The following is a 23,140-nucleotide window of genomic DNA, read 5'->3' as shown; positions in this document are numbered from 1 at the left end:
ATTCATAAAGGAAGAACAGTAGGCTATTTTTTAATTAATTTTCCTTTTGTAATGCGATCCAACTGTTTACGCTGCGTTCCAATAGCGGTAAAGGCAATGCACCGCCTCCAAGAATAACATCGTGAAAGCCTTTAATGTCAAATTGATCTCCTAATTCAGTTTCTGCATGTTTACGTAACTCTTGCATTTTAAGCATCCCTATTTTATAAGATGTGGCTTGCCCAGGCATCACCATATAACGTTGTACTTCAGCTGTAATGGCACCATCGGAAACCGAAGAATTTTCCTTAAAATAATTAAAAGCATCTACTTCTGTCCATCCTTTGGCATGCAATCCGGTATCTACCACCAATCGTATTGCTCTCCAAATTTCATTTACCAAACGTCCGAAATCGTAATATAAATTCTGGTATCCTCCCATTTCTTTAGCTAAAATTTCGGAGTATAATGCCCAACCTTCACTGTACACACTAAAACTGGCTTGTGTTCTAAATTGAGGCACAGATTCTAATTCTTGCGCTATAGAAATTTGCATATGGTGTCCAGGAAGTCCTTCATGGTAAGCTACACCTTCCATAGTGGTTTTATCCATAGAACTCATATCGGAAAGGTGAACATAGTAGGTTCCTCCTCTGGAGCCATCTGGTGTTCCTGCACTATAATGTTGAGGAGCGCCGTCTTGTTCTCTAAAAGCTTCCACACGTTTTACTTCTAATTTAGCTTTTGGAAGCACCCCGAAATAGTCAGGGAGTTTCATCTCAATATCGTCTAAATACGCTTGTCTACCTTCATCTGTATTTGGAAAATAAAACTGAGGATCTGAGTCGACAAACTTGAAAAAGGCATTTAAATCACCTTCAAAACCAACGGCATCTTTTATAGCAATCATTTCCTCCTTAATTCTTGCGACTTCAGCCAGTCCAATCTCATGAATTTCATCTGCAGTTAAATCAGTAGTCGTAAATTCTTTTAATTTGTAATTATAAAATGTTTTACCATTTGGATGTCTACCAACCCCGGTAGGTGCGATTTCAGCATTATCAATTTCAGTTTCTAACCACGTTAAAAGATTTTGATAAGCAGGAATGAATGCTTCTTGAATTGCGGCTACCGATTCAGTTTTCAGAACCTCTGCTTCGTCTGTAGTTATATTTCCGGATGCTAAAAGCGCATCGATTTTTCTATTCATATCTTGTAATAAAGGCGCACCATCTAGCAATCCTTTTGTTTGTTTAATTACAATTTCAAAAGCAAATTTTGGAGGTAAAATCCCTAAAGCAACCTGGTCTTTTGCTTTATCTATTAATTGATTCATAGCGGTTTCGGAAGCAATTACTCGCGAAATGTAGGCGTTCATGTCGGGAAGACTGTCTACATTATGGTAATTGATTAAAAAATTTGGAAAATAAGTATGTGCACCACGCATTTGCTCGAAAACATAATCCATATCTCTATAAGTCATGCCCTCTTTTAGCATCTCGTATTGATACACCCATAAATCAAACGACGCTTGATCTGCTTCATCCAGCTCTTCATAATTAAACTTGTCTTTCAGTTCGTTTGTTGTATTTGTATACCATTCCAATTTTTTGTCATCGGCTGATTTACTCATGTCGTCCATTTGATCATATTGATCTTTACGTCCTAAGTAAGTCAAATGCATTGGGCTCATTTGTAATAACTCCTCATATTTTACATCAAACCATTCGTTAAGTTCTGCTTTTTGGCTGACTTCTACTTCTGTTTTAGGTCCTCTTTACATGAAGAAACTAATATTAAAAGTAAAAAAAGTGAAAGTACTGTTTTGAGGATGTTGGATTTTTGCATAATATGGCTTGGATGATGATTAAATATAGACTTTTGATAAATATAGGTAATTAATTCAATTGTAAGTAAATGTGTTTTTTTTTGGTTTGTATTTAATTTTATTGATGATGTTTATACACCATTGTTTGCTATGCTATTTTTATAAATTGAAGCTGAACAAATTCGTTGATAACTCCTAATAACTCTGCTTCGTTTTACTACTTAAAAGTTCTACTTTTACGGGCTGTTATTTAAGGAAAGAAAATGAAAGTATGTATTGCTGAAAAACCAAGTGTTGCCCGTGAAATCGCCTCTGTTTTAGGAGCGAATACCCGACACGACGGCTATTACGAAGGTAATGGTTATGCAGTAACCTATACTTTTGGTCACTTATGTACGTTGTTTGAACCTAACGATTATAAACCGCATTGGAAAAGTTGGGATTTAAATAACCTTCCTATGCTTCCTGATAAATTTAAGACTAAAGTTACTTCTGATTCTGGAATTCAAAAGCAATTTAAAATTGTAAAAGGATTATTCGATAAAGCCGATTTGGTTATAAACTGCGGGGATGCTGGGCAAGAAGGAGAACTCATACAACGTTGGGTTTTAGATCAAGCGGAATATAAAGGAGAAGTACAACGCTTGTGGATTTCTTCATTAACTACTGAAGCTATTAAAGAGGGTTTCGAGCATTTAAAATCTTCTAAAGACTATGATAATTTATATTACGCAGGATTTTCTAGAGCTATTGGAGATTGGCTTTTAGGGATGAATGCCACGCGTTTATATACGCTAAAACATGGTGGATATAAGCAAGTGCTTTCTATCGGGCGTGTGCAAACACCAACTTTAGCTATGGTTGTTAACCGTTTTAAAGAAATTGAAAACTTTAAACCACAACCTTACTGGGAACTTCAAACGATGTATCGTGATACGTTGTTTAGTTACGAGGAAGGCCGTTTTCTAAAAATGGAAGATGGTGAGATTCTCGCCAATAAAGTTAAAGAAGACGATTTTGAAATTGTTTCTATCACCAAAAAGAAAGGTACAGAATATGCACCGAAATTATTCGATTTAACGGGATTACAGGTGTATTGTAATACGAAGTTCGGATTCTCGGCAGATGATACGTTGAAGATTGTTCAGAAGCTTTACGAGCAGAAAGTCGTAACCTATCCAAGAGTAGATACCACGTTCTTACCAAACGATGTGTATCCTAAAGTGCATGGTATTCTTCAGAAGCTTACAAAATATAATACGTTAACAGAACCGCTTTTAGGTAAAAAAATTAAGAAGTCGGCTAAAGTATTCAATGATAAAAAAGTAACCGATCACCACGCAATTATTCCAACGGGAATTCAGATTAATCTGCAATATAATCAGCAACAGGTTTACGATATTATAGTAAAACGTTTTATTGCGGTATTTTACGACGACTGTTCAGTGTCGAATACCACAGTGATTGGTAAAGCGGCAGATGTAAATTTTAAAACCACCGGAAAGGAAATCCTTAAGAAGGGCTGGCGTATTGTTTTTGAATCTCCTGATAAAGACAAAAAAGAAACGGGTATTTTACCAACATTTGTCAAAGGCGAAAAAGGACCTCACGAACCGTCGTTTTTAGAGAAACAAACCAAACCACCCAATCAGTTTACTGAAGCTACCCTCCTACGTGCCATGGAAACGGCAGGGAAACAGATTGATGATGAGGATTTACGGGAATTAATGAAAGAAAATGGTATTGGTAGACCATCCACGCGAGCCAATATTATTGAAACTTTATTCCGAAGAAAATATATTGTCCGTAATAAAAAGCAATTATTACCAACCACAACTGGTGTGCAGCTCATTGATGTTATTCAGAATGAATTATTGAAATCTGCAGAGCTTACAGGACTTTGGGAAAAGCAATTAAAAGATATTGAAAAAGGCGAATACAATGCGGGAACGTTTATAAATAATATGAAACGCATGGTAGACGAATTGGTATATGAAGTGCGTAGTGAAACCAAACGTGCTAATATTTCGCATGCTGCAACAGTAGAAAAAAAAACAGCGAAAGTTGAAGCTAAACAACAAGCAGGAATTCTATCTGAAACCTGTCCGAAATGCAAACAAGGCACTTTAATAAAAGGAAAATCGGCTTATGGCTGTAGTACTTTTAAATCGGGTTGTAAATTTGTTTTGCCTTTCAATTTTAATGATAAAAAAATCTCAGAAAAACAATATATCAGATTGCTTCAAAAAGGGTCGACAGTAAACCTAAAAGGCTTTAAAACCGAACACGGAACTGTAGAAGGTTTATTGCGATTTGATGATGATTTTAAATTGGTTTTAGAACCTAAAGTTGCATTTAAATCAAAACCAAAAGATGACGTTCCTGATACGTTAACCTGTCCGAAATGTAAACAAGGCACAGTTATAAAAGGTAAGACCGCTTATGGCTGTAGTGCGTATAAATCGGGTTGTGATTTTAAAGTGACCTTTGATGTTATACGAGAAAAATCGGCTGGAGAAAAACTATCCAAAGTATTGGTTTTTAAAATCCTAAATGAATCTATCTAAATTAATGCATCAGCACTTTAAGATATATAAACCATTTGGATATTTAAGTCAGTTTATAAACAACGGACAGAAACAACATCGAAAAAAACTACTTGGTGAGCTGGGAGAATTTCCCGAAGGTATCATGTCCATCGGGCGTTTAGATGAAAAATCTGAAGGCTTATTATTACTCACTACCGATGGGAAAATGAGCGATTTTGTGAATAGTTCTAAAGTCGATAAAGAATACTATGCACAAGTCGATGGAGACATTACAAGCGAAGCTATTGTGGCCTTACAAAATGGAGTAGAAATTGGACTTAACGGAACCAAATATACCACTAAACCCTGTCCTGCCTTTAAGCTTTTAGAAACTCCCAATTTACCTGAACGGTGGAAAAAATTAAGAGACGAAAGACACGGACCAACCTCTTGGGTTTCCATTATTTTAAATGAAGGTAAATTTAGGCAAGTCCGTAAAATGACATCTGCAGTAGGATTCCCTACCTTACGTTTAGTACGTGTGCGCGTTGGTAACATTTATCTTGACAAACTACAACCAGGAGATTCTATAGAATTGCAAGACATTAAAGCAGAACTTAATTTAAACGCCTAGACGTTCTAATACATCCTTTTTAAATGTTTCTCCAATAGGAATTCGCATATCGTTTTGCAACACAATTTTCGTTTTTTGTAATGCTTTTATGGAATTTACATTTACAATAAACGACTTATGTACGCGCATAAAATGATTGTTTCCTGGTAATTTATCTAACATATCTTTAAAACTTAAGAGTGTGATTACTGCTTTATTAGTTCCTTCGACATGAATCTTAATGTAATCTTTTAAACCTTGAACATAAATTATGTTCGCTGTTTTGATTTTAATGTTTTCGTATTCTGATTTTACAAAAATAAAATCGTTTTCTTGCTTTGGTAATGTTCCTATAGAGGAAACAAAATTTGTAGTTTGTAAATTTTCCAATTCGTATTTTTCTTTTGCACGAGATACTGCTTTAATAAACCTATGGAATGGTATAGGTTTTACTAAATAGTCTGTGGCGTTTAAATTAAATCCGTCTAATGCATATTGTGGGTAAGCGGTAGTAAAGATAAATTGTGGTAAGTTTTCTATAGATTTCACCAGATCTATTCCGCTTAAATTAGGCATTTCTATGTCTAAAAAAATTAAATCTACGCTATGCTTATTTAGTAAGGTAATCGCTTCAAGCGGATTTGTACATTTAGCAATAATGTCTATCCCTCCTATTTGTTTTAAATACGATTCTACAACATCTATAGCTAACGGCTCATCATCAATAATTATACATTTCATGTTGATAGATTTAAATTTAAGTTCACTATAAATTGATTGTTTTCCTCTTCAATTATAAATTCATGTAAATTTGGATATAGAAGCTGTAGGCGTTCTCTAGTATTCTGTAATCCAATCCCGGAATTTTTAAGATCTTGTTTTCTATTCCCAATCAGATTAGTACATTTAAAATCTAAGTTATTACCGTTTACATTAATTTCTATGTGTACTAAAGTATTGCCTTTGTAATCTGTTCCGTATTTAAAAGCGTTTTCTATAAACGGAATTAATAATAAAGGTCTAATTTTCTGTTGTTCAATTCCACCTCTTATGTTAAGGGTCACATTTTTATTATTTGCAATTCTTAAACGTTGTAATTTTAAATAATTCTGCACATAATCTAATTCATCTTTCAGCATTACAAAATCATTATCTGCTTGATAGAGCATATAACGCATGAGTTCAGAAAGTGTAATTACAGCTTCGGGAGCATCGTTAGATTTTTTAGACGTTAATGAATATATACTGTTTAAGGAATTGAATAAAAAATGAGGACTTAATTGATTTTTAAGAAAATGAAGTTCTGCTGTAGATTTTTGTGACTCCACTTCCTTTTGATGTTGAATGTTCTTATCCCACTCTAAATACATTTTAATAGCCGTACCAATTACGATAAGAATTAAATTCAAGAATAAAGGAAACCCAATCCTTAAACCAGGTTTGTTTCCTTGTCCATTTATATCGTTTGGAGGCGGTAAATGACGTATTAATTCCGGTCTTGGTAATACAAATTGAATAAAAACAACTGCTATAGCGATTAGAATACTAACCGTTATAAAGTAATATAAATTCTTCTTCTTAAGTAAAAACTGTGGAACTAGAAATAAATAATTAATATAGAAAGAGATAAATCCTATCAGAAGAAAATTTAAAAATGGTTTGGGTATTTCCCCAGTATTTAAATACACTTGAAGAAAAAACACAAACAAAAAGAGAGACCAAATAAAAATATGTATAAGGCTTTCGTTTTTAAATGCACTAAATAATTGTTTGGTTGTTTTGTTCATTATCTATTAATCTAATTTAAACACGCTAATGAGATCGCATTCTGTTGCAATTCTATAGGTGTAATTTTAGGATTGATTTTATTTTCAAGTTTTTTAATTACTAGATCTGCAATTATTTTAGCATCAGATGCTGAACAAAATTGTAATTCAGATTGCAAGGCTGGTATAACATCTTGTTTAATTAAAATTTTATGGTTTAAACTTATTTCATAACCATAACCAGAATTTACAGTATAAACTCTAGCGACATATGCATCCTTGGTTAGACTATCTGATTTAAAAATTAATATCATTACAAGCATAACTAAACCAAAACCTAAAACGAACTTAAACATATTTTTCATAAAACTTTAATTTTAATCCCAAGATATGCATCACTATATCTCGGGATTTAAATAAACAAATTAAAAAAACAAACAACTATTACCTATAAAGGCTTAACTAAATTTTCTTAAAAGGACTAATCTTCATCATCGTATTCCTCTTGAGGATACAACTCATAATTATCGTCTAAATATAAACTTCCACTTCTTCCTAAAAGCACGAAAGCTCTCGTATCATTAGAGAATCCTAATGCATCCTGACGTGAATAAGCTTCTATACCAGTAATTTCTTCCCAAGTATCTGTTCCAGAATTATATTCCCAAGTACTTTCTAAAACACCTCCATTATAACCGGTTACAATATACCCTAAACCACCTACACTAAATCCTACAGCATTAGATCTAGCAACGCTATAATCATCATCTTCATCTAAATCATTCTTACTTGTAAATACTTCGGTTGATGGATCAAATTCCCAAAAATCGGTTTTATATAAACCATTACTAACACCTGTACCTATATATACTTTATTACCAATATTAAAAGAGGTTCCAAAACGACGTTTTTCTCCACCAAAACCTACTAGTTCTGACCATGAATCTGTCGAAGGATTATATTTATAAAAATCTTTTCTATCATTATCACCATCGTAACCTGTACCAATATATCCAGTACTGTTTCCTGAGAATCCTATTGCTGCTTGTCTAACACCTCCTAAAAAGTCGGCCTTTTGAGTCCAAACATTAGAAAGAACATTATACTCCCAGAAATCTTTTAATTCATCTGTTCCATTATAACCAATACCTAAGTAACCTTTTCCATCAATTGCAAATCCAGATGCAGAACTTCTTTCTGTTCCAGGGAAATCGGCTTTTTGTACCCAATAATCTCCATCAATATTATATTGCCAAAAATCATTTAAATAGTCATCACCATCGTAACCTGTACCCATATACCCCAAGTTGTCTATAACAAAACCAACAACATTACTTCGTGGTACACCATCGAATACAGAACGTTGTTGCCAGTTTCCTCTATCTCCATCATCGTCGTCGCTAGAACAATTAAAGAGACATAATGTTAGTGCGCATAACACTAATACTTTTGTTGAATTTGTAATCATATTTAGAATCATTTATTATAATTTTTTACTGAATAACTTATCATCAGTCTATTTTTAAATAACAATGACAAATTTACGTGCTAAACGTAGCACTGGAAAATAAAGTAGATAGTCTAAGCATTTGTCTATACCAACAGGGTGGCTTGATCTATGAATGCGTTATTTATATGAAATAGAAGTTTTAGAGGTGTTTAAAGGTGTAAAAGCAGTGTTTGTATAACTCTTTTTTAAAGTACAAACCTAGAGATTAAGTTCGCATAATTTTAAAAATGAAATATGAATTCAATTTTTCTTAGAACGCTCTTTGGAGCGTGTTGTTTTATAATGCTTTTGGTGTCTTGCGAAACAGATACGACCGCTGTAGTAGGTGAAGACTGGATAAGTAACGGAACAAAAGTGTTTTTTATTGACACTTTTACGGTTGAAAGTTCTACTTATAAATTTGATTCTTTACCCGTATCTGGAACAAATAAATATTTATTAGGAGCCTATACAGATCCTGTTTTCGGACATGTTAAAGCGAGTACTTATATAGAATTGTATACCGATAATTTTTATATTGATGACGATGCTGTTTATGATTCCGTAGCTTTATTACTGGATTACACTGGTTATTATTATAATGATACAATTCCTAAACAAAAATACAATGTTTACCAAGTTCTCGAATCTTTAACCCCTCCAGAAGATTACTTTTATAATACAACATCTTTCCTTACATCAACGACATCTATAGGGAATTTAGAAATTAGTCCAAAGCCTAATAAATCAGATTCAATTCAATTTACCTTGAATAACTCTTTTGGGAAACAATTATTTGATGACATTCAGGATGATGAAATTAATAATTTAGATGAGTTAACTCAAAAATATTACGGAATAAAGGTTGAAGCCGATGATGATAACACAACCGTTCTAGGTATTGGAACCTCTTCTATATTAAGATTATACTATAAACTAAAGGGCGAAGTTGAAGACGTAGAAGCTTATTATGATTTTACCATTAATACAACTAATAGTTTCCATAGCGTAACCGAAAAATTCTCCAATGATGATTTAACAGATTTAACGCTTCAGTCTGATGAAGTTTCTAGCAAGCAAACAGATAATACAAGCTACATTCAGGCTGGTGTTGGCTTGGCAACAAGAATAAACATTCCATATATAGAGAGCATCAATTCGCTTAATGGTTCGGGATCTATTATGGATGCGAATTTAAAAGTATCTATTAAGCAAAATTCAAATACAGATAATTTATCTGTAAGAGATTCTTTGAATGTATATATCATCGACCAGAAAAATGAAATTGTAACTCAACTTGTAGATTATACTGGTAACCTTGTTTACGGACTTCAAATTAACGATGAATTTGGTGACGGTTATATCACTTATAATATTGCTCTTAAATATTTTCTAGATCTTAAACTTAATACAATCAATTCAGATTTTTTATTTCTAGGAATTATGAGTCAAGATTTTAATGAATCTGTAGATCGTTACATTCTTGAAGGCGAAGAATCAGAAAATTCCAAATTAAAAACAACTTTAGAATTAAATTATGCTTTATACAACGATGAATAAATTAAAAATAATCACAACACTCTCCCTCTTAATGTCTATTGCTGTTTTTTCGCAAAGTAATTCATTATCTAGTTCTCCGTATTCGCTTTACGGTATGGGAGTTTTTAACACAACAAATACCGGAAAAACTACAGGAATGGGTAATACTGGTATTGCAAACAGTTCTAGCGAATATATAAATAATTTAAACCCAGCTTCTATGGCGACGATTCCGCTAAATACCTTCTTTTTTGATGTGGGTTTAAAATCGGAATATGGTTTACAAATAGATGGTGGTACAACAGAAACTAAAATTATAGCCAATTTTTCTAACATGGCTTTTGCTTTTCCTCTAAATAAAAAATCTGGAGTGAGTCTTACACTCATTCCTTACACAAATGTGGGATATAATATTTCTAATCTTGAAAACGATATCGAAGGATCTACAAATTCCTTCTATAGTGATATAGATGGTTCTGGAGGTTTAAACGATTTAAAGCTGAATTATGGTTATGCGCTATTAGACAATTTAAATATTGGTGTAACAGGATCCGTTTTATTTGGTCAGATTATTGAAACTGAAGTTGATTATATAGAAGCGAATATTTTAAGTATTTACGATACTAATAGTTATTCTGGATTACAATTTGGAGCAGGTATACAATACAGTCCGATAGAAAATGTAACGTTGGGAACCACTGTAAATTTTCCGACTACTTTAAGCGGGTATCAAGTTAGAACCGTATCTCAATTATATGATAGCGATATTATTTTGGAACAAGATATAGATGATTTTAAAATCCCATTAGAGGTGGGACTTGGTGTACAAACACAGTTTATGGAACAGGTAACTGTTGCTTTAGATTTTAATAAGAAATATTGGACAAACACTAATCAGACCGATCAACTAGGTACTTTTGTCGATCAAGATATTTGGGGTTTAGGTGTAGAATTCGCACCAAATGGAAACCCTTTAAAGTTTAAGAATAGAATCCAATACCGAGCTGGATTAGATTATGATAGTGGTAATCTAGAAATTAACGGAAAAAAGATTAGTGCTTATACACTAAATTTAGGACTGGGAATCCCAGTGACATTCGATGGATTGTCTATGATAAATTTGGCCTATTCTTATGGAGAAAAAGGCCAGATTTACAACGGTATCATTCAAGAAAATTACCATATGCTTACACTAAACATAAGTTTAGCTGGGCGATGGTTTGAAAAAAGAAAGATACAATAATTATTAAATGCGGGAAAGGTTAAATTTTCTTAACTCGTACCGCATTCATACCTTTCATACCGCGTTCTAATTCAAATTGAACTTTATCATTTTCAATAATAGTATCAATTAAACCACTTACGTGACAAAAGTATTTTTCTGAGTTTTCAGCATCAATAATAAAACCGAAACCTTTAGAGCTATCAAAAAATGATACCTTTCCTTTACGGATTGGATCTACTTCTTCAATATCACTATCGTCTTTTTTAGGAATTCCTAAAACAATATCATCGGCATCTACTTTAATTTTATCAGAAGGATCCGGTGGAGTATCTGTTAAATTACCGTATTGATCTACATAAGCAAATTGAATCCCTTGACTGTCTTTAGATTCTGCTTTACGAGCTTCTTTTTTCTTTGATTTTTCTTCACGTTTTTTTTGACGTGCTTTCTCTTTTTCGATTTTATTGTACGTCTGTTGAGACTTAGCCATAAATTACTACTTATTTTAAATTGAAGATTAAGTTTATTGAAATGAATACATTAGCCGGTAGAAATACACGACTAAATTGATTACAATTCTTTACAAATATAATGTAAGTATTTGGATTTGATAAACACTAGACAGAAAACTATTTTAATAAATAGTTAAGTCGGCCTATTTTAGGGGATAAATGTGTTTTATTAATGAATTAGATATTATTCTTTTACTATTACTATAGACCCTTTAACGCCTTTAGCTAAATTCCATGTATTCCCAGATATTACATTCCCATCTTCATCTAATATCTTAAACTGTGCTGTATTTGGACCAGATGATCCTGTGTTTAAAGCTTGGAAATCTATTTTATTCAGTCCTGGTTGTAATTCTAAATCAAACCCACTGTAACCGTTAGTTAACAATACGTTAGATTTTATAACATCGTCATTTACTAACACCATTATTCTATCACCATCAAAAGCTTGATGATCTCTATAAACAACATTTACTTTTCCAGAAGTCGTTTTAAAATCGCCAAAATATTGATCGACTAAACTACCTACAGCATTTGGGTTTACGGCTTCAGTATAAGGCATTTCTAATTGTTTATCTAAATTACCCTGAAATAATTCTGCAGGATTTCCAAATTTCTTTTTATTAAACATAGAAAACTCTTCTTTAACATTTAAATCGGATTGCCTAGATACGGTTAAGCCATTCACTTTATTAGATGTGTTTGGCTCATTTAAAGTAGGTGTTTCTATAGGCTCTATATTTAAACTATTTGTTTCTGTAGCTTTCCCTTCTTCACTTTCAATAGCAGGAATATTAAACCCTGATCCTTGTCTCGAATCTATTTGAGACCAAGCAGTCGTTGAAAGGCATAAAAATGTTATAAATAATAGTAGGTATTTCATAGAATGCATTATACTGCTCAAAAATATATTTTAATTTTTAATGTAAGCAAGAATCATTCCTAAAATTTGTTAAGATTTCAAGTCTTTTTTAATCTATTAATAATTTCATAGAAGATTGATTATTTGAGCGTTAAAATTTGCTAATATTTTGAATAAGTAAAAAAAATATAGTATCCATATTTAGTATAACCTGCTAAACAATAGGTCTATCATAAAAACAGAATGCAAATAAAACTCAGAATACATATTAAATGTTCTATAAAAATCAGAACAATTGTTCTGGCTTTTAAAATTTTTAATAAAGTATCACTCTATTTTAAAACGACTTTTTCTTCTTCTTGTTCTAAATCTAGTAAAAAAGCAAATTGTAATGCTCGTATTTTGTACTTCTCAAAACGGCCTGAAGCTCCACCGTGTCCTACATCCATATTACAGTCCATTATAAGTAAATTATCATCTGTTTTAGTAGCACGTAATTTAGCAATCCATTTTGCAGGTTCCCAATATTGTACCTGACTATCCCAGTATCCTGTCGTTATTAATAAGCTTGGATAGGCTTTAGCTTCAACATTATCGTAGGGTGAGTACGATTTAATATAGTTATAATAAATACTATCTTTTGGATTTCCCCATTCGTCAAACTCAAATGTAGTTAAAGGAATTGTTTCATCTAACATGGTGGATACTACATCTACAAAAGGTACGGCTGCAATAACGCCATTCCATAATTCTGGTTTCATATTAATTATTGCTCCCATAAGAAGTCCACCTGCACTACCTCCCATTGCATATAAATGATTTGCCGATGTAAACTTACGCTCTATTAAAAATTCTCCACAATTTATAAAATCTGTAAATGTGTTTTTCTTATTCAATAATTTACCGTCTTCGTACCATTGTCTACCCATTTCTTCTCCACCTCGGATATGCGCAATAGCATAAATAAATCCACGATCTAAAAGACTTAACATACTAGAATTAAAATAAGCATCCATTGAAGACCCATAAGACCCATAACCATATAATAGTAGTGGATTATTCCCTGATTTTGAAATTCCTTTTTTATAGACTATAGAAATAGGAATCTTAGTGCCATCTGTAGCTGTAGCAAACAGGTGCTCTGAAGTGTAATTCTCGGGACTAAAATCGGCATCTAAAACTTCTTCTTGCTTAAGTAACACTTCTTCTTTAGTTTTCATATTATATTCTAAAGTACTCATTGGTGTTGTTAAAGAGGAATAATTATATCTTAACGTATTGGTATCGAAATCTAGATTAGATATTGGGTAGACTAAGTACGTGGGATCATTAAATACTAGATAATGTTCCGTACCATCCCAGTTTCTGATTCTAATATTTTTTAAACCATTTTCACGTTCTGTAATGACTAGGTAATCTTTAAATAAATCAAAATTTTCTAAAAGTACGTCATCCCGATGTGGAATAACATCTACCCAATTTTCTTTTTCGGTTGCATGAATTGGTGTTTCAACTAATTTGAAATTTTTAGCATCGTCTATATTAGTTTTTATATAAAAATGATTTGCATAATGATCTACATTATATAATAAATCCTTTTCTCTGGGTTGAATGACCTTCCACTCGCTATCTATATTATTAGCATCAATAAATTGGTATTCATTTGATAAGGTTTGAAAGCTACCAATAAATATATATGCTTCAGATTTAGATTTGAAAACAGCACATCTATAAGTGTCATCTTTTTCTTCATAAACTAAAACATCCTGCTCCTGTGGTTCTCCTAACACATGTTTAAATATTTTATTACTTCTTAAGGTTTCAGGATCTTTAGTCGTATAAAACACCGTTGTATTGTCGTTTGCCCACACAGCACTACCTGTAGTGTTTTCTAACTTATCTTTTAAGAGATTTCCTGTTTCTAAATTTTTAAAATAGATAGTGTATTGCCTCCGGGAGATCGTATCTACAGCAAAGGCTAAAAGCATATTATTGGTGCTAACTTCACGATCACCCATCCCAAAATAAGCGAGCCCATCGGAAAGTTCTGGTCCGTTTAATATAATTTCTTCTGTTTCACTTCCTGTTTTAGATCTACAATACAACGGATAATCATTGCCTTCTTTAAATTTTGTATAATATGAATACCCGTTATGATTAACAGGAACAGATTCGTCGTCTTTTTTTATACGGCCAACAATTTCATTATACAAAAGGCTCTGTAAAGAATCTGTATGACGCATTACTTTTTCTAAATAGTCATTTTCGGCATTTAAATAATCAAGTACATCTTGTGTTTGATCATCTGGAGTTTTTGCGTTTTTTTGTTCGTCAGACAAACGCATCCAAAAATAATCATCGACGCGTGTATCTCCGTGATTTACTAATTCTATAGATTCAATTTTTGCTATTGGAGGTTGTATTAATTTTTCTGTAGATTCCTTGTTATTTGATTTACATCCTATTAATAAAAGTACGGCTAAAAAGTAAAAGGTCGATTTCATATCTATTTAATTATTAGTAGTTTATAAATATACTAAAGAATTAAATACAAAGTCATGCCCTGTAATTATTTCTTGATAGAATCGGTCTAATTATCACTTTTTTTTAAAACTATTGTATTAAATAAGTGTCATAAATTAGATTAAAATACTGAATATAAATGCTTAAAATAGCACTGAAAATTGTTTAAAAATTCTTACGTTGTTTTTTGTACATTTGTAATAATAGCGAAGTAAAACTAAGATATATGAATAGTATCCCTAGCGTAGATTTAAACGATTTTATTTCTAACGACCCCATCAAGAAGCAACAATTTGTAAACCAAATTGGGAAAGCATACGAAGACATTGGCTTTGTAGCTTTAAAAGGTCATTTTTTAGACGAACAATTAGTGTCTGATTTATATTCAGAAATAAAACAATTTTTCGATTTACCAGAAGATTCAAAAGCAAAGTATGAAATAGAAGGTATTGGCGGGCAACGTGGGTATACTTCTTTTGGAAAAGAACATGCTAAAGGTAAGAAAGAAGGTGATTTAAAAGAGTTCTGGCATTTTGGACAATATGTAGAAAACGATGCGGTTTTAGAAGACGAATATCCTAAAAACGTAATGGTTTCCGAACTTCCTAAGTTCAATACAGTTGGAGAAGATGCATATAAAATGCTTGAAAAAACTGCTAAATATGTACTACGCGCCTTGGCGATATATTTAGACCTAGAAGAAACATATTTTGATAATTATATAAAGAATGGGAATTCAATTTTACGTCCTATTCACTACCCTCCTATTACCTCAGAACCTAAAGCTGCGGTTAGAGCAGCTGCGCATGGCGATATTAATTTAATTACCTTATTAATGGGTGCTCAAGGTCGTGGATTACAAGTGCAAAATAATGATGGAGAATGGATTGATGCTATTGCGCAACCAGATGAAATTATGATTAATGTTGGAGACATGTTATCCCGACACACCAATAATAAATTAAAATCTACCATACATCGCGTTATTAACCCGCCAAAAGAATTATGGGGAACTTCTAGATATTCTATTCCGTTTTTTATGCACCCTATAAGTGATATGAAACTAGATGTTTTAGAAAATTGTATAGATAACAATCATCCAAAACAATATGAAGATATTAAAGCTGGAGATTATTTGTATGAGCGATTAGTCGAGTTAGGTTTAATTAAAAAATAATATTGTCCTTGCTATGGATATAAAAGATCAGTTAAAAAATTTGTTTCCTGAACATGAAGAAATACCTCAAGAAACCTCAGAAGCAGATTCTAATTTATGGGTTCAAGACGATCCTATTATTTGTAAATACGAAAAACGCAAAGGGAAACCTATTACCATATTAGAAGGTTATACGGGTGCTACAGAAGACTTTAAATTACTTGCAAAAGAGTTAAAGAAAGAGCTTAGTGTTGGTGGTAGTTTTAAGGATGATAAAATAATTATTCAAGGTGATTATCGCAATAAAATCATGACCATGTTAAAGGAAAAAGGGTTTAATGTTAAACGTGTGGGGGGCTAACTAACTATGGATACTAAAATTTTACATATTACAAACGGGAGTGCGCTAACAAACTACCTAGACGAGCTGCAAATACCTGGCGATATTTTAACTTGGCACGAAATGCTTTGTGAAGGTCCAACTATTGAACATATAAATTCGAATGCGTTTTTAGATATCAGGAAAAAATTTCTACTCGATTTCTATCAGATCGAAGTCGATGAAGTTAAAGTAGAAAAAGATATAGGTGTTTTAAATCATTCTGAAAATTATAATGAAATTGTACTTTGGTTCGAATATGATTTATTTTGTCATATTAACCTTATTGGAGTTCTTAATTTATTGATTCAGAAGAAAATAAAATTACCCTTGTTTTTAGTCTGTAGCGGAAGAATTCATGGTGTTAATGAACTTAAAGGATTAGCAGAATTAAGTTCTTCGCAACTTACAAGCCATTATAAAAACCGTGTTAGATTAACCGCAGACGATATTGATTTAGCACGTACTGTTTGGCAACTTTACAATGGGAAAGATCATAATTTATTAAAACCATATATCGTTAAACATTCATCTTTCGTGTATTTAAGTAATTGTCTAAAAGCACATTTACAACGCTTCCCTAATTCTGAAAGTGGGTTGAGTGAATTAGAATCCAACATACTTAAAATAATTAATTGTAGAGAAGTCCATTCTAGAAATCATTTATTAGGATATGCATTAAACTTTCAAGGATTTTATGGGTACGGAGATTTGCAATTTGAACGCTTAATAGATAGGTTAAGTATGTTTTATATAGAAGAAGAACATAGTTTAACTTTAAACGAAGACGGAATAAAAGCCTTAAATTCTGAAGCTAATTATGAAAAATTCATATCCGACCCTTTAGTTTATGGTGGTGTAAATAAAAAAGATTTCAATTTTAACGTCAAGCTCAATAAGCTTGTAAAAAATACTGATTATGCCAATTAAAGAATCAGAATTAATTTTAAATCCAGATGGTAGTGTTTACCATTTAAATTTAAAACCAGAACATATTGCCCATACTATTATATTAGTTGGCGATCAAGATCGTGTAAGTAAAATTACCAAATATTTCGATTCTGTGGAATATTCTATTCAAAAACGAGAGTTTAAAACAGAAACGGGATTATATAAAGGTAAACGTATAAGTGTGGTTTCTACCGGAATTGGTTGCGATAATATAGATATTGTTTTGAATGAATTAGATGCTTTAGTTAACATAGATTTTGAAACACGCACAGTTAAAAAGGAATTAACAACTTTAAATATTATTCGTGTTGGAACTTCGGGATCTCTTCAAAAGGAAGTGCCTGTAGATTCTTTTGCGATCAGTTCTTATGGATTAGATTTTTCTGGAATTCTTCATTTTTATGAAGTTGAAAATTTTAGAAATAAACCTTTTGAAAGTGCTTTTGTAGAACATACACAATGGAACGCTAATAAATCACTTCCTGTTTTAATGAACAACAGTAAGGCATTGGAAACTATTTTCTCGTCAGAAGAAACCAAATCTGGAGTTACAGCAACTGCTAGTGGTTTTTATGGTCCGCAAGGTCGAATTTTACGTTTAAACACGCAAGACAATACTTTAAATGATAAGATACATACGTTTAACTTTGAAGGTTTAAAGGTGATAAATTACGAAATGGAAACGGCAGCTATTTACGGGTTATCGCTACTTCTTGGTCACAACGCATTATCGTTAAATGCAATTATAGCAAACCGCGCGACAGGAGAATTTAGCAAAGATCCAGGTAAATTAATTGATCGTTTAATCGCTTATGCGCTGAATAATATTTTAAAACTTTAAATCATATTCAGCTTAAAAAAATAAAGAAGCGTTTATTAAAATAAAAGTCTAAAGCTAAGTACATAAATGAATCTTGAATTATTAAAAAAGATACATTTTAAAGGGGTATAAGTATCTAGATTCTTTATATAATTAAAAATTACACCTCTACATTTTAGTTTAAATTTACGATTTAAGCAAAAAAATAGAAAAATATTTAGAATCACTTAAACGTTTACTTAAATAAAAACGTTAAAATTTGGTTAATTTAAAACTTATTATTAAGTTTAGTCTTCGACAAACTAAACTAGATTATGCTATTAACCATTTCAATTATTATAGCAGTACTTGTGATTATTAATATTTTATTATTAATTTTTAGTTGTAATAAATTAACGATTACTGAAGATCGCAAGCCAGAGCGTATTGAAATATTAAAGAAATCGACTACCAAACAATCGCAGGAAACTTATTTTGCAGCAACAGGGAGTTAGTTTTACTAAAATGCTTATTACCAAACCAAAATCCTCTATTCGCACTTAAAGGAGATGGATGTCCAGACGTTAGTATAAAATGTTTTTCAGTATCTATTAATTTCGATTTCTTTTTAGCATATCCACCCCACAATAAAAAAACAACATTATCTTTTCTTGAATTTATAAGTGAAATAACATGATCTGTAAAGGTTTCCCATCCTTTTTTCTGATGACTTCCCGCTTCATGTTCTCGAACAGTTAATGTGGCATTCAACAATAACACACCTTGTTTAGCCCAACGTTCAAGATTACCACTTGCAGGATAAACTGTGCCCAAATCGGTTTCAATTTCTTTGAAAATATTTTTTAATGATGGAGGATGCGAAATTCCATCGGCTACCGAAAAACATAATCCGTTGGCTTGTCCTAAACCATGATATGGATCTTGACCTAAAATTACAATCTTTACATCTTTAAATGCACATGAATTAAAAGCATTAAAGATTTCATTTTTTGGTGGATAGCAAACATGAGAGGTATAATCTGCTTCAACAAAATCCCATAAGGTTGTAAAATAAGGTTTATCAAATTCAGGTTGTAAAATAGATAGCCAATCGGGATTTATATTTTTAGACATAATTGTAGACTTAAAAGTTCAAATTTAAAAATAGTATTATCTTTCAGCTTATAAAAATGAAAAAATATGTCTTTTATGAAGACCATTAAATTCCCTACCGCATTAACTGTTTTATTTATAATTGCTGCTGTTGTTGCATTGTTAACCTATATTATTCCTGCTGGAAAATACGACAGATTAACTTATAATAAAGATACAGACACATTTACTCAAGTTACAAAAACGGAGACTTTGGTTTTACCTGCTACTCAGGAAACTTTAGAGGGTTTCGATATTAAAATTCCGATAGAAAAATTCAAAAATGGTGACATTTGGAAGCCAATAGGTATTCCGAATACTTATCACACTTTAGATTCTAAGCCTCAGGGCATAATGGCATTTATACAATCTCCAATTAAAGGGATTATGGAGTCTATTGATGTTATTCTCTTTGTCTTAATAATTGGTGGTTTTATTGGAATAATGAACTTTAGCGGAGCTTTTGAAGCTGGTATTTCATCGCTAGCAAAAATGCTACAGGGTCGAGAATATATTTTAATAATAGTGATCACTTTTTTAATCGCAATTGGCGGAACAACTTTTGGTTTAGCCGAAGAAACCATCGCCTTCTACCCTATTTTAATCCCAGTGTTTTTAGCAGCAAAATACGATGCCATGGTGGCTCTAGCTTCTATTTATATTGGCTCTTGTATTGGTACTTTAGCATCAACAGTAAATCCGTTTTGTACAATTATTGCTTCAAATGCTGCCGGAATTAATTGGACTACAGGTTTAGCAACGCGACTTATCGTACTTATTTTAGGTTTAATTATTTGCTTAATATATATTATTCGTTATGCACAAAAGGTTAAGAATGATCCTTCAAAATCTATAATTTTCGATCAGAAAAAAGAGATTGAGAGTCAATTTCCATTAATAAATTTAGATGCAGAAGTTAGGTTAACTTCAAAATATAAACTCATTTTAATCATTTTTATGATGTGTTTTGTAGTCATGATTTATGGTGTATCTCAATTAGATTGGTGGTTTTTAGAAATGACAACCGTGTTTTTAGTTGGTGCCATTATTATTGGATTTATTGCACGAATTAAGGAAGCTACTTTTGTAGATACTTTTATTAAAGGAGCTAATGATTTACTGGGTGTCGCTTTTATTATAGGTATTGCTCGTGGAGTAACAGTGTTAATGGAAGACGGTTTAATTAGTGATTCTCTACTATTTTATGCAAGTTCATTAACCGAAGGAATGAACAAAGGTGTATTTATTAATGCCATGTTATACATATATAGTGCACTATCCTTTTTTATACCATCGTCTTCTGGAATGGCTGTATTAACCATGCCAATAATGGCCCCTTTAGCAGATGGTGTTGGTATTGGTCGCGATCTGGTTGTAAATGCGTATCAGTTTGGTATGGGTTTATTTGCTTTTATTAATCCAACAGGCTTAATTTTGGCATCTTTAGCCATTGTAAAAATAGGTTTCGATAAATGGTTACGCTTTGTTTTGCCTTTAGTTGGAATTTTACTAATTTTCCTCATGATTGTATTAACAATTTCAGTCTATATTTAGACTCTATAACCTTTTTATTTACTTAAATTTGCTCTCTTTAAAAAGTTTTAAAATTTAGGATGATAAACATTCACCAGAAAACATTACAAGATTTAGAATTTCAGACCGTTTTAGAACAAGTTAGTGAATATTGCATCACTGCTTTAGGACATAACGCTGCACTAGAAATTTCTCCATTTAATAATAAAGAAGACGTTTTAAACGAGCTTCAGTTAACGCACGAATACGTATCATCTTTCGATAACGATAACCGCATCCCAAATCATGGTTTCGACGACATTACTAAGGAGTTAAAACTTCTTAAAATTGAAAACACTTACTTAGAGGTTCATAGTTTAAAAAAGATTGTATCTATTTCTCAAGCTACAAACGAAATCATAGTATATCTTAAAAAGTTTGTAGAATACTATCCCAACTTATACACAAGTGCTTCACATATTGAAATTACAAAAGTACTTATAGACAGAATAGATGCGATTGTAGATAGATTTGGAGATATTAAAAATAATGCATCTCCATTACTTTCAGAGATCAGACAGGTAATGAATAAGTTAAAGGGCCAAATAAACCAAAGTTTTACAACGGCTCTAAACATGTATAACGGTTTAGAATATTTAGATGATATTCGGGAATCTGTAGTAGAAAACAAACGTGTTTTGGCAGTAAAAGCCATGTACAGACGTAAAGTTAAAGGGTCTATTATGGGAAGTAGTAAAACGGGAAGTATCGTTTTTATTGAACCCGAAGCGACTTTAAAATACACACGTGAATTACACAATTTACAGTTTGAAGAAAAAGAAGAAATTGTAAAAATATTAAAGGCGTTAACTAATTTTATTCGTCCCTATATCACATTATTAGCAGACTATCAATCCTTTTTAATTAAAATTGATTTGATTGCCGCCAAAGCACAATATGCCAAATCGTTAAATGCTATTCTTCCAGAGATCACAGAAGAACGTAGTATGTTTCTCCGCGATGCCTATCATCCGTTACTGTATTTAACAAATTCAAAAAAAGGAAAAACAACATACCCACAAACCATAACCTTGAATGAAGACAATAGAATTATTGTGATTTCAGGACCAAATGCAGGAGGTAAAAGTATCACCTTAAAAACGGTAGGTTTATTGCAAGTTATGCTTCAAAGTGGCATGTTAATTCCTGTTCACGAACGTAGTAAAACTTATATTTTTGAACGTGTGTTAAGTGATATTGGTGATAATCAATCTATAGAAAATCATTTAAGTACCTATAGCTATCGTTTAAAACAGATGAATTATTTCTTGAAAAAGTGTAACAGCAGAACACTATTTTTAATTGATGAGTTCGGAACTGGTAGTGATCCGGAATTAGGAGGCGCATTGGCTGAATCGTTTCTTGAAGAATTTTACGATAGAGAGGCTTACGGAATTATTACAACCCACTACTCCAACCTGAAGATTTTAGCTAATGAATTGCCTTCTATGCAAAATGCAAATATGCAATTTAATAATCAGACTCTAGAGCCCATCTTTAAATTGATTCTAGGTCAGGCAGGAAGTTCGTTTACATTTGAAGTCGCTCAGAAAAACGGAATCCCATATAGTTTAATTAACAAAGCGAAAAAGAAAATTGAAGGGAGTAAAGTACGTTTTGATGCTACAATAGCTAAACTTCAAAAAGAACGTAATAAGCTTGAAATGACAGAACGTTCGCTTAAAGTAAATGAACGAAAAAAACTATCTGAAGCTGAAAAATTAGAAGAGATAAATTCTAAAATTCAGAAAAAATTAGAAAGCTATCAAGAGCTTTACGATAGCAACCAACGTTTAATTTATTTGGGACAGAAATTAAATGATATTTCGGAAAAATACTTCGATAATAAGCGCAAAAAGGAAATGCTAGACGACGTTTTTAAAGTTGTTCAGATAGAAAACTCAAAACGCATAAAGGTTTCGCCTAAAGAAAAGAAAGTACAAAAAGCCAAAGAGAAAAAAGTAGTTGAGGAAGCCGAAAAGAAAGTTGAAGTTATCCGAGAAAAAAAGAAGATAGCAAAACAAAAAGCTATTGAGGCACCTAAACCAAGAGTAAGCTTAAAAATTGGAGATCGCGTTAGAATGATAGATGGAAAAGCCGTTGGAAGTATCGATAATATAGAAAAAACCAAAGCCATTGTAAATTATGGCATTTTTACAACTAATGTCGACTTAATTAAGTTGGAACTTGTAGAAGCTAAAAAATAATCTCAGTTTAAGTAAAAAATATAGAAAAACAATTAATCTAAATTGCAATAATTATTGTAA

19 protein-coding genes are annotated in these 23,140 nt (G+C 32.0%); 10 read left to right on the top strand and 9 right to left on the bottom strand.

The features are described from left to right. Positions 1–34: 34 nt before the first annotated feature. Complete coding sequence (locus R6X41_RS07690) at positions 35–1,663, bottom strand: DUF885 domain-containing protein (protein ID WP_318498987.1); 1,629 nt, start codon at positions 1,661–1,663, stop codon at positions 35–37. A gap of 407 nt (positions 1,664–2,070) precedes the next feature. Between R6X41_RS07690 and R6X41_RS07685 the strand changes: the two genes are divergently transcribed. Both R6X41_RS07685 and R6X41_RS07680 read left to right on the top strand, forming a co-directional pair. Continuing rightward, positions 2,071–4,374, top strand: a complete 2,304-nt coding sequence (locus tag R6X41_RS07685; RefSeq protein ID WP_318498986.1) for a type IA DNA topoisomerase — start codon at positions 2,071–2,073, stop codon at positions 4,372–4,374. Then, positions 4,361–4,969: a pseudouridine synthase gene (locus tag R6X41_RS07680; RefSeq protein WP_318498984.1), complete on the top strand. Its 609-nt coding sequence runs from the start codon at positions 4,361–4,363 to the stop codon at positions 4,967–4,969. Before R6X41_RS07685 ends, R6X41_RS07680 begins: the two co-directional genes overlap by 14 nt. Here R6X41_RS07680 and R6X41_RS07675 read toward each other — a convergent pair. The 4 genes from R6X41_RS07675 to R6X41_RS07660 form a co-directional block, all read right to left on the bottom strand. After that, positions 4,958–5,689 (bottom strand): LytR/AlgR family response regulator transcription factor, encoded by a 732-nt coding sequence (locus R6X41_RS07675; protein ID WP_318498982.1) that lies wholly within the window; start codon positions 5,687–5,689, stop codon positions 4,958–4,960. The two genes, R6X41_RS07680 and R6X41_RS07675, sit on opposite strands and share 12 nt — an antisense overlap. After that, positions 5,686–6,735 (bottom strand): sensor histidine kinase, encoded by a 1,050-nt coding sequence (locus R6X41_RS07670; RefSeq protein WP_318498980.1) that lies wholly within the window; start codon positions 6,733–6,735, stop codon positions 5,686–5,688. The genes R6X41_RS07675 and R6X41_RS07670 overlap by 4 nt, the downstream gene beginning before the upstream one ends. A gap of 11 nt (positions 6,736–6,746) precedes the next feature. Continuing rightward, positions 6,747–7,079: a DUF4907 domain-containing protein gene (locus R6X41_RS07665; RefSeq protein WP_318498979.1), complete on the bottom strand. Its 333-nt coding sequence runs from the start codon at positions 7,077–7,079 to the stop codon at positions 6,747–6,749. Between the two features lie 116 nt (positions 7,080–7,195). Then, entirely contained in the window at positions 7,196–8,182 is a 987-nt protein-coding gene (locus tag R6X41_RS07660) for a Kelch repeat-containing protein (protein ID WP_318498977.1), read from the bottom strand. A 276-nt stretch (positions 8,183–8,458) separates the two neighbouring features. Between R6X41_RS07660 and R6X41_RS07655 the strand changes: the two genes are divergently transcribed. Further along, the gene (locus R6X41_RS07655) at positions 8,459–9,763 is read left to right on the top strand and encodes a DUF4270 family protein (protein ID WP_318498975.1); all 1,305 of its coding nucleotides are present in this window, start codon (positions 8,459–8,461) and stop codon (positions 9,761–9,763) included. Then, positions 9,756–10,985 (top strand): BamG family beta-barrel-assembly machinery protein, encoded by a 1,230-nt coding sequence (gene bamG / locus R6X41_RS07650; protein WP_318498974.1) that lies wholly within the window; start codon positions 9,756–9,758, stop codon positions 10,983–10,985. The genes R6X41_RS07655 and bamG overlap by 8 nt, the downstream gene beginning before the upstream one ends. Before the next feature lie 19 nt (positions 10,986–11,004). Here bamG and R6X41_RS07645 read toward each other — a convergent pair whose 3' ends face one another. The 3 genes from R6X41_RS07645 to R6X41_RS07635 form a co-directional block, all read right to left on the bottom strand. Continuing rightward, positions 11,005–11,457, bottom strand: a complete 453-nt coding sequence (locus tag R6X41_RS07645) for a cold-shock protein (protein WP_318498972.1) — start codon at positions 11,455–11,457, stop codon at positions 11,005–11,007. A 206-nt stretch (positions 11,458–11,663) separates the two neighbouring features. Then, the gene (locus tag R6X41_RS07640; protein ID WP_318498970.1) at positions 11,664–12,362 is read right to left on the bottom strand and encodes a hypothetical protein; all 699 of its coding nucleotides are present in this window, start codon (positions 12,360–12,362) and stop codon (positions 11,664–11,666) included. Between the two features lie 311 nt (positions 12,363–12,673). Further along, on the bottom strand, positions 12,674–14,845 hold the full coding sequence (locus R6X41_RS07635) for a S9 family peptidase (protein ID WP_318498968.1): 2,172 nt from the start codon (positions 14,843–14,845) through the stop codon (positions 12,674–12,676). A gap of 245 nt (positions 14,846–15,090) precedes the next feature. On the opposite strand from R6X41_RS07635, the gene R6X41_RS07630 reads away from it, so the two are divergent. From R6X41_RS07630 to R6X41_RS07615, 4 genes are read left to right on the top strand one after another with little or no spacing between them, the layout of a single operon-like run. Beyond that, the gene (locus R6X41_RS07630; protein ID WP_318498967.1) at positions 15,091–16,041 is read left to right on the top strand and encodes an isopenicillin N synthase family dioxygenase; all 951 of its coding nucleotides are present in this window, start codon (positions 15,091–15,093) and stop codon (positions 16,039–16,041) included. Between the two features lie 13 nt (positions 16,042–16,054). Continuing rightward, the gene (locus R6X41_RS07625; RefSeq protein ID WP_318498965.1) at positions 16,055–16,381 is read left to right on the top strand and encodes a translation initiation factor; all 327 of its coding nucleotides are present in this window, start codon (positions 16,055–16,057) and stop codon (positions 16,379–16,381) included. A gap of 6 nt (positions 16,382–16,387) precedes the next feature. Continuing rightward, positions 16,388–17,329: a DUF1835 domain-containing protein gene (locus R6X41_RS07620; RefSeq protein ID WP_318498963.1), complete on the top strand. Its 942-nt coding sequence runs from the start codon at positions 16,388–16,390 to the stop codon at positions 17,327–17,329. Beyond that, a complete protein-coding gene (locus R6X41_RS07615) occupies positions 17,319–18,191 on the top strand; it encodes a nucleoside phosphorylase (RefSeq protein WP_318498961.1) in 873 nt (290 codons plus the stop codon). Before R6X41_RS07620 ends, R6X41_RS07615 begins: the two co-directional genes overlap by 11 nt. 426 nt (positions 18,192–18,617) lie before the next feature. On the opposite strand, the gene R6X41_RS07610 is transcribed toward R6X41_RS07615, so the two are convergent. Then, positions 18,618–19,283: a uracil-DNA glycosylase gene (locus R6X41_RS07610; protein ID WP_318498959.1), complete on the bottom strand. Its 666-nt coding sequence runs from the start codon at positions 19,281–19,283 to the stop codon at positions 18,618–18,620. 75 nt (positions 19,284–19,358) lie between these two features. Here R6X41_RS07610 and R6X41_RS07605 point away from each other — a divergent pair, with 75 nt between their 5' ends. Further along, positions 19,359–20,855, top strand: a complete 1,497-nt coding sequence (locus tag R6X41_RS07605) for a YfcC family protein (protein ID WP_318498958.1) — start codon at positions 19,359–19,361, stop codon at positions 20,853–20,855. A gap of 59 nt (positions 20,856–20,914) precedes the next feature. Next, on the top strand, positions 20,915–23,080 hold the full coding sequence (locus R6X41_RS07600) for an endonuclease MutS2 (protein WP_318498956.1): 2,166 nt from the start codon (positions 20,915–20,917) through the stop codon (positions 23,078–23,080). Positions 23,081–23,140 lie beyond the last annotated feature (60 nt).

Origin of the sequence: Formosa sejongensis (assembly GCF_033447105.1) — a bacterium.
Classification (GTDB): domain Bacteria; phylum Bacteroidota; class Bacteroidia; order Flavobacteriales; family Flavobacteriaceae; genus Formosa.
Note: the sequence above shows the minus strand (reverse complement) of the source record. Positions and strands in the feature narration are given on the sequence as shown.

Bases quoted from the DNA above. Each gene is read 5' to 3' on its own strand.
- R6X41_RS07640 (WP_318498970.1), bottom strand. From the start codon at position 12,362: ATGAAATACCTACTATTATTTATAACATTTTTATGCCTTTCAACGACT.
- bamG (WP_318498974.1), top strand. From the start codon at position 9,756: ATGAATAAATTAAAAATAATCACAACACTCTCCCTCTTAATGTCTATT.
- R6X41_RS07665 (WP_318498979.1), bottom strand. From the start codon at position 7,079: ATGAAAAATATGTTTAAGTTCGTTTTAGGTTTTGGTTTAGTTATGCTT.
- R6X41_RS07660 (WP_318498977.1), bottom strand. From the start codon at position 8,182: ATGATTACAAATTCAACAAAAGTATTAGTGTTATGCGCACTAACATTA.
- R6X41_RS07635 (WP_318498968.1), bottom strand. From the start codon at position 14,845: ATGAAATCGACCTTTTACTTTTTAGCCGTACTTTTATTAATAGGATGT.
- R6X41_RS07655 (WP_318498975.1), top strand. From the start codon at position 8,459: ATGAATTCAATTTTTCTTAGAACGCTCTTTGGAGCGTGTTGTTTTATA.
- R6X41_RS07680 (WP_318498984.1), top strand. From the start codon at position 4,361: ATGAATCTATCTAAATTAATGCATCAGCACTTTAAGATATATAAACCA.
- R6X41_RS07670 (WP_318498980.1), bottom strand. From the start codon at position 6,735: ATGAACAAAACAACCAAACAATTATTTAGTGCATTTAAAAACGAAAGC.
- R6X41_RS07605 (WP_318498958.1), top strand. From the start codon at position 19,359: ATGAAGACCATTAAATTCCCTACCGCATTAACTGTTTTATTTATAATT.
- R6X41_RS07600 (WP_318498956.1), top strand. From the start codon at position 20,915: ATGATAAACATTCACCAGAAAACATTACAAGATTTAGAATTTCAGACC.
- R6X41_RS07625 (WP_318498965.1), top strand. From the start codon at position 16,055: ATGGATATAAAAGATCAGTTAAAAAATTTGTTTCCTGAACATGAAGAA.
- R6X41_RS07610 (WP_318498959.1), bottom strand. From the start codon at position 19,283: ATGTCTAAAAATATAAATCCCGATTGGCTATCTATTTTACAACCTGAA.
- R6X41_RS07685 (WP_318498986.1), top strand. From the start codon at position 2,071: ATGAAAGTATGTATTGCTGAAAAACCAAGTGTTGCCCGTGAAATCGCC.
- R6X41_RS07645 (WP_318498972.1), bottom strand. From the start codon at position 11,457: ATGGCTAAGTCTCAACAGACGTACAATAAAATCGAAAAAGAGAAAGCA.
- R6X41_RS07615 (WP_318498961.1), top strand. From the start codon at position 17,319: ATGCCAATTAAAGAATCAGAATTAATTTTAAATCCAGATGGTAGTGTT.
- R6X41_RS07620 (WP_318498963.1), top strand. From the start codon at position 16,388: ATGGATACTAAAATTTTACATATTACAAACGGGAGTGCGCTAACAAAC.
- R6X41_RS07690 (WP_318498987.1), bottom strand. From the start codon at position 1,663: ATGCATTTGACTTACTTAGGACGTAAAGATCAATATGATCAAATGGAC.
- R6X41_RS07630 (WP_318498967.1), top strand. From the start codon at position 15,091: ATGAATAGTATCCCTAGCGTAGATTTAAACGATTTTATTTCTAACGAC.
- R6X41_RS07675 (WP_318498982.1), bottom strand. From the start codon at position 5,689: ATGAAATGTATAATTATTGATGATGAGCCGTTAGCTATAGATGTTGTA.